Below are 11,262 nucleotides of genomic sequence, written 5' to 3'. Positions count from 1 at the left end.
ACCATCTGGATGTTGCGGCGGACCGCCTTCAACGCCCGCCCGGACAACCGGGTGACGTCCTCGCCCCGGTACCGGATCGAGCCGGCCGTCGGCCGCTCCAGGCTGACCAGCAGCCTGGCCAGCGTGGACTTGCCGCAGCCGGACTCGCCGACGACGCCCAGCGTCTCGCCCCGGTGCAGGCCGAAGGAGACCCCGTCGACGGCCCTGACCGCGCCGGCCCGCCTCCCGGACAGGACGCCCCGGGTGAGCGGATAGTGCTTGACCAGGCCGTCGGCCTGGAGGACCGGCTCAGCCACGGAGGCACTCCCGCCAGAAGTGACAGGCGCTCCCCCGCCCCCGGCCCACCTCGTACAGCGGGGGCACGTCGGTGCGGCACACGTCCCTCGCCAGGGGGCAGCGGGGATGGAAGGGGCAGCCGGAGGGGATGTCCAGGAGGCTGGGCGGCAGGCCCCTGATCGCGTACAGCTCGCGGCCCTTGCGGTCCAGGCGCGGAATCGAGTCCAGCAGGCCCCGGGTGTACGGATGGGCGGGCGCCCGGTAGAGGTCGCGCACCGGCGCGGACTCCACGATCCGGCCCGCGTACATCACCGCGATCCGGTCGGCGACGTCGGCGACCACGCCGAGGTCGTGGGTGATCAGGATCAGGCCCGTGCGGTACTCGCGCCGCAGCTCCGCCAGCAGGTCCATCACCTGGGCCTGGACGGTGACGTCGAGGGCGGTGGTCGGCTCGTCGGCGATGATCAGGGCGGGTTCCAGCGCCATCGCCATGGCGATCATGATGCGCTGGCGCATACCGCCGGAGAACTGGTGCGGGTAGTCGCGGACCCGCCGGCGGGCGGCCGGGATCCGCACCCGGTCCATCAGCTCGACGGCCTTCGCCCGCGCGTCCCTGCGCGACATGCCGCGGTGCACGGTGAACATCTCGCCGAGCTGGTCGCCGACGGTCAGGACGGGGTTCAGGGACGACAGCGCGTCCTGGAAGATCATCGCCAGTTCGGCGCCGCGGACCCGGCGCCGCTCGCCCTCCCCCAGCCTCAGCAGGTCCCGGCCCCGGAACAGCACCTCGCCGCCCGTGATCCGCCCCGGCGGCGTGTCGAGGATGCCCATGACGGCCTGCGCGGTCACCGATTTGCCGGACCCGGACTCGCCGAGCACGGCCAGGGTCTCGCCCGCGTCCACACCGCAGGTGACGCCGTTGACGGCGTGGGCGACGCCGTCCCGGGTGTGGAACTCCACGCGCAGGTCGCGCACGTCGAGCAGCATGGCGGCGGCTCACCTCAGCTTCGGGTCGAGGGCGTCGCGCACGGCGTCGCCGAGCATGATGAACGCCAGGACGGTCAGCGCCAGCGCGCCGGAGGGCCACAGCAGCGCGTGCGGGGCGTTGCGGACGTGGGGCGAGGCGGCGGAGATGTCGATGCCCCAGGAGACGTGGGGCGGTCGCAGCCCGACGCCGAGGTACGACAGGGTCGCCTCCAGCGCGATGTACGTGCCGAGCGCGAGGGTCGCCACGACGATCACCGGCGCGACGGCGTTGGGCGCGATGTGCCGCAGCAGCAGCCGGGAGTTCGAGGCGCCGAGGGCGCGGGCGGCCTGGACGTAGTCGTTCTGCCGGGCGGCGATGACGGCGCCGCGGGCGACCCGGGAGATCTGCGGCCAGCCGAGCAGCACCATGAACCCGACCACCGGCCAGACGGTGTCGCCGGCGACGACGGAGAGCAGCACCAGGCCGCCGAGGACGACCGGGATCGCGAAGAACACGTCGGTGACCCGGGACAGGACCGCGTCCCCCGCCCCGCCGAAGAACCCGGCGAGCCCGCCCAGCGCGCCGCCCAGGACCGCCACGCCCAGCGTGGCGCAGACGCCGACGGTGACCGAGGTGCGGGCGCCGTACACGGTGCGCGTGTAGACGTCGCAGCCCTGGCCGTCGTAGCCGAAGGGGTGGCCGGGTCCGGGGCCCTGCTGGGCCTTGGCGAGGTCGCACGCGAGGGGGTTGCCGGAGGCGATCAGCGACGGCCGCAGCGAGATGACGACCAGGAAGCAGATCACCAGGGCGGAGAGCAGGAAGACGGGGTCGCGGCGCAGGTCGTGCCAGGCGTCGGACCACAGGCCGCGGGGTCTGCCCGCGGGGCCCGCGCCCTCCGGGCCGGTGGCGCCTCCCGGGCCGGGAGGAGTCCGCGGGCCGGAGGGGGCCCTGGGGCCGGAGGGGGCCCTGGGGCCGGAAGGGGCCTCGGGCCCGGAGGGGAGCTTCCGCGGGATCGTCGCCTCGCTCGCCGTGCGGTCCGTCCGGCCGGCCCGGCCCGCCCCGGCGGCCGTGCGCTGCGGATCACAGGGCTGCTCAGGCATGGCGGATCCTCGGGTCGAGCACGGCGTACAGGAGGTCGACGAGCAGGTTGGCGACCAGGAAGACCAGCACCAGGACGGTGACGAAGCCGACGACGGTCTGGGTGTTCTGGCGCAGGATGCCCTGGTAGAGCTGGTAGCCGACGCCCTGGATGTTGAAGATCCGCTCGGTGACGATGGCGCCGCCCATCAGCGCGCCGACGTCCGTGCCGATGAAGGTGACCACGGGGATGAGGGAGTTGCGCAGCAGGTGCCGGGTGACGACCCGGTGGCGCGGCAGGCCCTTGGCGATCGCCGTGCGGACGTGGTCGGAGCGCAGGTTCTCCGCGATCGAGGTGCGGGTCAGCCGGGTCACGTAGGCCAGGGAGACGGCGGCCAGGACCAGTCCGGGCAGGATCAGTTCGCCGAAGGGGGCCCGGGGCGACACCGACGGTCTGATCCAGCCCCACTCGACGCCGAGCAGCAGCTGGAGCAGCAGCCCGGTGACGAAGGTCGGGACGGAGATGACGACCAGGGTGGCCAGCAGCACCGCGGTGTCGGCCGGCCGGCCGCGGCGCAGGCCGGTGACGACGCCCAGCGTGACGCCGACGACGACCTCGAAGAGGACCGCCACGGCCGTCAGCCGGGCGGTGACGGGGAACGCCGTCGCCATCAGCTCGGCGACCGGCCGGCCGTTGAAGGCGGTGCCGAAGTCGCCGGTGAAGACGTTGCCCAGGTAGGTCAGGTACTGCTGCCGGACCGGCTGGTCGAGGCCGAACTCCCGCCGGAGCCGGGCGGCCGTCGCCGGGTCGCACTCCCGCTCGCCGCACAGGCCCGCGACGGGGTCGCCCATCACGTGCACCATCAGGAAGATCAGCAGGGTGGCCCCGGCGAAGACCGGGACCGTCTGCAGCAGGCGGCGGACGACGTACCCTCCCACGGGGCCGCCTCAGCCGACTCTGATCTGGTCGTAGACGGGGACGCTGAAGGGGTTGAGCCGCACGTCCGACAGCCGCTCCGAGTAGCCGGCGCTGCCGTTCTGGTACCAGAGCGGGATGGCGGCCATGGCGTCCCGGACGACCTCCTCGGCCCGCCGGAAGAGGTCCACGGCCCGGGCCGTGTCGGTCTCGGCGTTGGCCCGGTCGACGAGGTCGTCGAACTTCCGGTTCGACCACTTGCCGTCGTTGGAGGAGGCGTCGGTGTAGTACAGCGGCTGCAGGAAGTTCTGGACCAGCGGATAGTCCATCTGCCAGCCGGCGCGGAACGGGCCGGGCATCTTCCGGCCGGCGATCCGGCCGCGGAAGTCGGCGAAGGTGCCGACCGGGTCGCCGACGCAGGCCCGGTCGTCGCCGAGCACGTGGTTGACGGAGTGGCAGACCGCGTCGACCCACTGCCGGTGCGAGCCGGTGTCCGCGTTGTACGTGATCCTGATCCGGCCGCCCGGCAGCCCGCCGCCCTCCGCGATCAGCCGCCTGGCCTCCTCGGGCCGGTACGTGCAGGCCCGTCCGCACAGGCCCTCGCGGTAGCCGCCGGCCTCGCCGAGGACGGGGGAGGTCCAGTCGGTGGCCGGGGTGCGGGTCCGGTGGAAGATCGTCTCGGTGATCCGGCGGCGGTCGATCGCCATGGACAGGCCCTTGCGGACCTTCTCCATGCCGCTCCTGTTCCAGGCGCGGTCGTAGAACGGGAAGGCGAGCGTCTGGAGGATGCCGGCCGGGGTGTTGAGGTAGCGGTCGCCCAGGTCGCCGCGGACGTTCCTCAGCTGGGCGGCCGGGATGTCGTCGACGAGGTCGAGGTTGCCCGCCATCAGGTCCGTGTAGGCGGTGTTGTTGTCGGTGTAGACCTTCAGGTCGACCCCGCCGTTGCGGGCCTTGTCGTCCCCGGGGTACTCCGCCCACCGGCGCAGGGACATCCGGGAGCCCCTGACGTAGGACTCGACCAGGTACGGGCCGTTGCCGACCGGTTTCTCCAGCCAGGCGTCGTGGTCGTCGAAGAACGCCCGGGGCAGCGGGGCGAAGGCGGGGTAGCCGAGGGTGTCGGGGAAGCCGGAGAACTTCTGGCGGAGCCGGACGGTGAAGGTGCGCTCGCCGGTGACCCTCAGCCCGGAGAGCGTCTCGGCCCGCTGCCGGCCGCCGCCTCGCGGGTGCACCTCGTCGTAGCCGTCGATGTAGGCGAAGAAGTAGGCGTTGCGCTGGTTGTTCCGCAGGTTCGCGCCGTAGTTCCAGGCGTCCACGAAGGACCGGGCGGTGACCTTCTCGCCGTTGCTGAACGTCCAGCCGTCCTTGACGGTGATGGTGAAGTTCCGCGAGTCGGTCGTCTCGATCCGCTCGGCGAGCATGTTCTCGGCCTCGCCGGTGCGCGGGTCGTACCGCTTCAGGTTCCGGAAGATCATGTCGAGGACCTTGCCGCCCTGGACCTCGTTGGTGTTGGCCGGCTCCAGGGGGTTCGGCGGGTCGCCCCAGGAGGAGCTGAGCACTCCGCCGCCGGGGTCCCCGCTGCCGCCGTCGCCGCCGCAGGCCGTCGCCGTCAGGGCCAGCGCCACCGCGCACACGGCCCACCGGGCGTGCCTGGCTCCACGCATGGCGTGCCTCCTCCGTGATGCGCCGGGGCGTCGGTCCCTCACCGCCACTATTTACTGAAAAGGCGCATATCACTCATTCATCTCGTCCGTCCGGGGCGTCCGTCCCCCGTCCGGCGGCACCCGGCCGGACAGCGGGCCGCCGCTGCCGCCAACCCGCCACCAGCGGCGCTTCACCGGTCTGGACCACTGGTTCCTCCGCCTCGTCAACTCCACTGTTTTCGCAGGCCACATGGGATACGAGGCCCCGTTGACGCGTGCCGGGGGCGCTGATAGACACACTCATCAACCCAGGCGCCGTGTGAACGATGACGCGAGGTCGGAACACATGAGCAGACCAGATCAGCACGGCACAGGAAGCGCGGCCCCCCGGCTCGCCGCCGCCGCGGGCATCGCCGCCCTGACCCTCACCGCCGTCGTGGCCCCCGGGCAGGCGGCCCGGGCCGACGGCGACAAGAAGGTCCTCACCGTCGCGGTCGCGCAGAGCGTCGACTCGCTGAGCCCGTTCCTGGCGACCCGTCTGGTCAGCACCGGCATCAACCGGCTGATGTACGAGTACCTGACCGACTACGACGTCGAGGACGCCCGCCCGGTCCCGGGCCTGGCCACCCGCTGGGAGACGTCCGCCGACAAGCTCACCTGGACCTACACGATCCGCTCCGACGCCCGCTGGTCGGACGGCCGCAGGATCACCGCCGAGGACGCGGCCTGGACGTTCAACACGATGATGACCGACGAGGCGGCGGCCACCGCGAACGGCAGCTTCGTCGCCAACTTCGCGAAGGTGACCGCCCCCAGCCCCACCGAGCTGGTCGTCCGGCTGAACAAGCCGCAGGCCACGATGACCGCCCTCGACGTGCCGATCGTGCCCAAGCACGTGTGGGAGAAGGTCGGGGACTTCTCGGCGTTCCACAACGACAAGCACTTCCCCGCCGTCGGCAGCGGCCCGTTCGTCCTCACCGGCTACCGGCCCGACAGCTACGTGCGGCTGAAGGCCAACGACCGGTTCTGGCGCGGGGCGCCCGAGTTCGACGAGCTGGTCTTCCGCTACTACAAGGACCAGGACGCCGCGGTGGCCGCCCTGCGCAAGGGCGAGGTCTCCTTCGTGGCCGGCTCGCCCTCCCTGACGCCCGCCCAGGCCGACTCCCTGAAGGGCCAGGAGAACATCGAGGTCAACGACGCGCCCGGCCGCCGCTTCCACGCCCTCGCCGTCAACCCCGGCGCCCGGGCCCGGAACGGGGAGCGGTTCGGCGACGGCCACCCCTCGCTGCTCGACCGGCGGGTGCGGCACGCACTGTTCCGGGCCGTCGACCGCGAGACCCTCGTCGACAAGGTCTTCCAGGGCCACGCGGCCGAGGGCGCCGGGTACATCCCGCCGCGCTTCTCCCGGTACTTCTGGAAACCGTCGAAGGACCAGGAGCTCACCTACGACCCCGCCGCGGCGGCCCGGCTCCTGGACGAGGCCGGATACCGGCGGAACGGCGCGGGCAAGCGCGTCGGCAAGGACGGCAAGCCCCTCACCTACCGCGTCCTGTGCCACGCCACCGACCCCAACGACAAGGCGGTCGGCCAGTACCTGAAGGAGTGGTGGGGCGAGCTCGGCATCGGCGTGCGGCTCGACTGCCTGGACAACGTCAGCGACCCCTGGCTCGCGGGCACCTACGACCTCGCCTTCGACGGCTGGTCCGTCAACCCCGACCCGGACTTCGTGCTCTCCCTCCACACCTGCGCGGCCCTGCCCGCCACCCCCGAGGACACCGGCGCCACCGACAACTTCATCTGCGACCGGACCTACGACGAGCTGTACGCCCGCCAGCTCGCCGAGTACGACCCGGACAAGCGGGCCGCCCTCGTCAAGCAGCTCCAGTCCCGACTGTACGACCTCGGCTACATGAACGTCATGGCCTACCCGAACGCCGTGGAGGCCTACCGCACCGACCAGATCGCCTCCATCGAGACGATGCCGAAGGCCGCCGGCAACATCTACGGCCAGGACGGCTACTGGAGCTGGTGGTCGGCGGTCCCGGCCGACTCCGGCGACTCCGGGGGCGGGGCCGGCCCGGCGGCCGTGATCACCGGCATCGTCGCGGGCGTCGTCCTGCTCGCGGGCGCCGGCGTCCTCCTGGCGGCGCGGCGGCGGGCCGGCGCCGAGGACCGCGAGTAGCCGATGGACCGGTCAGCTCCGCACACCGGGGGCCGCGGATGACCGCCGGCGCGTCCCCCGCACCGGCCGCCGGGGCCGCGCCCGCGGCCCGGGGGCCGCGGGCCCGCACGGCCGCCGCCTACCTGCGCTACGGGGCCGGGAAGGCGGGCGGCGCGGCCGTCTCCCTGGTCGCCGTCCTCGTCACCGGGTTCTTCCTGTTCCGGCTGATCCCGGGCGACCCGGTGAAGACGATGACCGGCGGGCGCCCGGTGTCGGCCGAGCAGCTGGCCGCCTACCGCAGGGAGTTCGGGCTCGACCTGCCGCTGTGGCGGCAGTTCACGGACTACTGCGGCAAGGCGTTCACCGGGGATCTCGGCACCTCCTACCAGTTCCGGGCGCCGGTCACCGAGAAGATCGCCGAGGCGCTGCCGAACACCCTGCTGCTCACCGGCACCGCGTTCGTGCTGTACACCGCGGTCGGCGTCGCCCTCGGCACCCGCTCCGCCTGGCGGCACGGCGGGCTCGGGGACCGGCTGAACACCGGTCTGGCGCTGACCCTGTACTCCGTGCCGTCGTTCTGGCTGGGCCTGCTGCTGATCATCGTGTTCTCGGTCGGCGCCGGCCCGGTCCCCGGGCTGTTCCCGACCGGCGGCATGGAGTCCGGCGGCGAGGAGGGCCTCGCGCGCGTCCTCGACGTCGCCCACCACCTGGTCCTGCCGGTGCTCACGCTGGTCGCGGTCGAGTACGGGCAGACGCTGCTGGTCGCCCGGTCGGCGCTGCTGGACGAGATGGGCGGCGACTACCTGACGACCGCGCGCGCCAAAGGGCTCAGGGACGACCTGGTGCGGCGCCGGCACGCCGTGCCGAACGCGCTGCTGCCGACCGTGACGCTGGTCTTCGTCAACCTGGGCCGGACGGTCGCGGGCGTGATCCTCGTCGAGACGGTGTTCTCCTGGCCCGGCCTCGGCGGCCTGTTCTACCAGGCGCTGAGCGTGCCCGACCTGCCCCTGGTGCAGGGCCTGTTCCTCTTCTTCGCCTCGGCGGTGATCCTCATGAACACCCTGGCCGACCTGGTCTATCCGCTGCTCGACCCCCGGGTGGGCCGGTGACGGCCGGCGCCGCGGCGCACCCGACGCCGCGCCGGCTCGCCCGGCAGCGCCGCCGCCGGGCCGCCGTACGGTTCTGGCGGCGCTACCGCGCCCACCGCGCCGGGCCGGCCGGACTGGCCGTGCTCGCCCTGTTCGCGCTGGTCGCGCTGACCGCGCCGCTGACGGTCGGCTCCGACGTGACCGGCGTGACCGACGCGCCGGGCCGGCCGCTGCAGAGCCCGAGCGGGGAGTTCCCCCTGGGAACCGACCGGTTCGGGCGCGACGTGCTGGGGCTGGTGGTGTGGGGGTCACGGGTGTCGCTGCTGGTGGGGCTGCTCGCGGCGGTGCTGTCGGTGACGATCGGCGCGGTGGTCGGCATCACCGCCGGGCACTTCCGCGGGGCGTACGCGACCGTGGCGATGCGGGTCACCGACTGGTTCCTGGTGATGCCGACACTGGTGCTGGCCATCGCGCTCGCCACGGTCATGTCCCGCTCGCTGGGGACGGTGATCCTGGCCATCGGCGTCACCACGTGGCCGACCACGGCCCGGCTGGTGCGGGCGCAGACGCTGGCGGTGGAGGCGCGGCCGTACGTCGAACGCGCCCGGGCACTGGGCGGCGGGCACGGGCACGTCATGGCCCGGCATGTGCTGCCCAACGTGATGCCGCTGGTGCTGGCGCAGACCACGCTGATGGTGTCCGCCGCCGTTCTGGCGGAGACCACGCTGGCCTTCCTCGGGCTCGGCGATCCGACGGTGGTCTCCTGGGGCGGGCTGCTGCAGGACGCGCGGGAGGCGGGCGCGGTCAGCGCCGGCCACTGGTGGTACCTGGTGCCGCCGGGCGTCGCCGTCGCGGCGGTCGCGCTGGCGTTCACGCTGTGCGGGCGGGCGGTGGAGTCGGCCCTCGACCCGAGGCTGGGGGTGGCCCGTTGACGCTGCTGGAGGTGGAGAACCTCACGGTGACGTATCCGGGCGGGGCGGCCGCGGTACGGGGCGTGGACCTGTCCCTGGCGGCCGGCCGCAAGCTGGGCGTCGCGGGCGAGTCGGGCTGCGGCAAGTCCACGCTGGCGCTCGCCCTGCTGCGGCTGCTGCCGGCCGGGACGCGGACCGGCGGGCGGGTCCTGCTGGACGGCGAGGACGTGCTGACGATGCGGTGGGGCCGGCTGCGGGCGGTCCGCTGGGCCGGGGCCTCGATCGTCTTCCAGGGGGCGATGCACTCCCTGAACCCCGTGCATCGCGTCGGCGACCAGATCGCCGAGCCGGTCCTGCTGCACCGCCGGGAGACCCCCGCCGGGGCGCGCAGACGGGCGGGCGAGCTGCTGGAGCAGGTGGGGCTGCCGGCGGCGCGGGCGTCGGCGTACCCGCACCAGCTGTCCGGCGGGCAGCGGCAGCGCGTGATGATCGCGATGGCGCTGGCCTGCGCGCCGCGGCTGATCGTCGCGGACGAGCCGACCACCGCGCTGGACGTGATGGTCCAGGCGCAGATCCTGCGGCTGATCGAGCGGCTGGTCGCCGAACAGGACCTCGGGCTGATCATGATCAGTCACGATCTGGCGGTCCTCGCCGACACCTGCGACCGGCTGGCGGTGATGTACGCGGGCCGGGTGGTCGAGGAGGGCCCGGCCCGGGCGGTGTACGAGGACGCCCGGCACCCGTACGCCCGGGCCCTGTCGGCGGCCTTCCCGCGCATCGGCGACCCGGCCTCCCGGTTCGCCCCGCGCGGCCTGCCGGGCGACCCGCCGGACCCGTCCGCGGTGCCGCCGGGCTGCGCGTTCCACCCGCGCTGCCCGGTGGCGCTGGAGCGCTGCGGCACGGACGACCAGCCGCTGCGCCGGGCGGCGCCGGACCGGCGGGCGGCCTGTGTGCACGTGGACGCGGCGGCCACCGCGCCGGCCGAGGACCGCGGGAACCCTGGGAGCGCCTCATGACGACACCCGCACCGCTGCTCAGCGCACGGGCGCTGCGCGTGACGTACCCCGGCCGGCACGGCGGCCCGCCCGTGCGGGCCGTGGACGGCGTCGACCTCGACGTCCGGCCCGGCGAGATCGTGGCGCTGGTCGGCGAGTCGGGCTGCGGCAAGACGACACTGGCCCGCGCGCTGCTGGGCCTGGTGCGGCCGGCGGCGGGCGGCGTCGGCTTCGCCGGGCGGCCGCTGACGTACACCTCGCGCGCCCTGAAGGCGTACCGCGGGCGGGCCCAGCTGGTCCTCCAGGACCCGAGCGGCTCGCTGAACCCGCGGCACACGGTGTACGACGCGGTGGCCGAGGGCCTGCGCATCCACCGCCGCGGCGGCGACGAGCGGGCGGCGGTCGCCGGGGCCCTGGCCCGCGCGGGCCTGCGCCCGCCCGAGCGGTTCTTCCTGCGCCATCCGCACGAGCTGTCCGGCGGCCAGCGCCAGCGCGTCGTCATCGCGGGCGCGCTGGCGCTGGAGCCCGAACTCCTCGTCGCCGACGAGCCGGTGGCCTCCCTGGACGCCTCCGTGCGCGGCGAGATCCTGGCCCTGCTGCTGCGGCTGCGCGACGAACTGGGCCTGGCCGCGCTGGTGGTCACCCACGACCTGGGACTGGCGTGGAACATCGCGGACCGGGTGGCGGTGATGTACCTGGGCCGCATCGTGGAGACGGGCCCGGTCGAGCAGGTCCTGACGGCGCCCCGCCATCCGTACACCCGGGCCCTGCTGTCGGTGCTGCCGGAGGCCCCCGGCGACCCGGTGGTGCTGTCCGGCGAACCCCCGGACCCCTCCCGGATCCCCGGCGGCTGCCGCTTCCGGCCCCGCTGCCCCGTCCTGGCGAGCGGCGAGGCGGAACGGGCGGGGGTCGCGGACGCCTGCCACGGCCAGGACCCGGGCGTCCTCGACGGGAGCGGTGAGGCGCAGGTGGCCTGCCACTGGGCGCGGGCTGCGGCGTCCGCCTGACGCGACCCGGAAAAGGCCGGTTCCCGGCACCTGAAGGCGGGTGCCGGGAACCGGAGCGGGGCGGAGGGGACGTCAGGCCGCGTGGACCACGTCCTTCTCCTCGGCGAAGTGGCAGGCCGACTCGTGGGCGGCCGGGGAGTCGGTGCCCTTGAACCGCTCGGGGACCGCGAGCAGCGGCACCTCCTGGGCGCACTTGTCCTGCGCCTTCCAGCAGCGGGTGCGGA

At 73.9% G+C, this 11,262-nt stretch carries 10 protein-coding genes and 1 pseudogene; 5 read left to right on the top strand and 6 right to left on the bottom strand.

Annotated features, from left to right (window positions below):
* The 5 genes from ABD363_RS31780 to ABD363_RS31760 all read right to left on the bottom strand — a co-directional run.
* The coding region (locus tag ABD363_RS31780) for an ATP-binding cassette domain-containing protein (RefSeq protein WP_344609897.1) at positions 1-296 on the bottom strand (296 nt) is incomplete at its 3' end.
* A complete protein-coding gene (locus ABD363_RS31775; protein ID WP_344609895.1) occupies positions 289-1,263 on the bottom strand; it encodes an ABC transporter ATP-binding protein in 975 nt (324 codons plus the stop codon). The genes ABD363_RS31780 and ABD363_RS31775, both read right to left, overlap by 8 nt.
* Positions 1,264-1,272: 9 nt before the next feature.
* Complete coding sequence (locus ABD363_RS31770; RefSeq protein ID WP_344609893.1) at positions 1,273-2,343, bottom strand: ABC transporter permease; 1,071 nt, start codon at positions 2,341-2,343, stop codon at positions 1,273-1,275.
* Positions 2,336-3,259 (bottom strand): ABC transporter permease, encoded by a 924-nt coding sequence (locus ABD363_RS31765; protein ID WP_344609891.1) that lies wholly within the window; start codon positions 3,257-3,259, stop codon positions 2,336-2,338. Before ABD363_RS31765 ends, ABD363_RS31770 begins: the two co-directional genes overlap by 8 nt.
* Positions 3,260-3,268: 9 nt before the next feature.
* Positions 3,269-4,897 carry a peptide ABC transporter substrate-binding protein gene (locus ABD363_RS31760; protein WP_344609889.1) on the bottom strand — a complete coding sequence of 543 codons (1,629 nt, stop codon included), beginning with the start codon at positions 4,895-4,897 and terminating at the stop codon, positions 3,269-3,271.
* Positions 4,898-5,222: 325 nt separating this feature from the next.
* Between ABD363_RS31760 and ABD363_RS31755 the strand changes: the two genes are divergently transcribed.
* The 5 genes from ABD363_RS31755 to ABD363_RS31735 are packed head-to-tail and all read left to right on the top strand — an operon-like array spanning position 5,223 to position 11,038.
* The gene (locus ABD363_RS31755) at positions 5,223-7,058 is read left to right on the top strand and encodes an ABC transporter substrate-binding protein (protein WP_344609887.1); all 1,836 of its coding nucleotides are present in this window, start codon (positions 5,223-5,225) and stop codon (positions 7,056-7,058) included.
* A gap of 38 nt (positions 7,059-7,096) precedes the next feature.
* Positions 7,097-8,146: an ABC transporter permease gene (locus ABD363_RS31750; RefSeq protein ID WP_344609885.1), complete on the top strand. Its 1,050-nt coding sequence runs from the start codon at positions 7,097-7,099 to the stop codon at positions 8,144-8,146.
* Positions 8,143-9,057 carry an ABC transporter permease gene (locus tag ABD363_RS31745; protein WP_344609883.1) on the top strand — a complete coding sequence of 305 codons (915 nt, stop codon included), beginning with the start codon at positions 8,143-8,145 and terminating at the stop codon, positions 9,055-9,057. Before ABD363_RS31750 ends, ABD363_RS31745 begins: the two co-directional genes overlap by 4 nt.
* Positions 9,054-10,052, top strand: a complete 999-nt coding sequence (locus ABD363_RS31740) for an ABC transporter ATP-binding protein (protein WP_344609881.1) — start codon at positions 9,054-9,056, stop codon at positions 10,050-10,052. Before ABD363_RS31745 ends, ABD363_RS31740 begins: the two co-directional genes overlap by 4 nt.
* A complete protein-coding gene (locus tag ABD363_RS31735; RefSeq protein WP_344609879.1) occupies positions 10,049-11,038 on the top strand; it encodes an ABC transporter ATP-binding protein in 990 nt (329 codons plus the stop codon). Before ABD363_RS31740 ends, ABD363_RS31735 begins: the two co-directional genes overlap by 4 nt.
* A 72-nt stretch (positions 11,039-11,110) precedes the next feature.
* Here ABD363_RS31735 and ABD363_RS31730 read toward each other — a convergent pair.
* Positions 11,111-11,262, bottom strand: a pseudogene (locus tag ABD363_RS31730) (peptide ABC transporter ATP-binding protein); the annotation flags it as partial.

The organism is Streptomyces glaucus, assembly GCF_039533365.1.
In the GTDB taxonomy this organism is placed as follows: Bacteria; Actinomycetota; Actinomycetes; order Streptomycetales; family Streptomycetaceae; genus Streptomyces; species Streptomyces glaucus.
The sequence above is the reverse complement of the archived record's forward strand: the minus strand, read 5'-3'. Positions and strand labels throughout refer to the sequence as shown.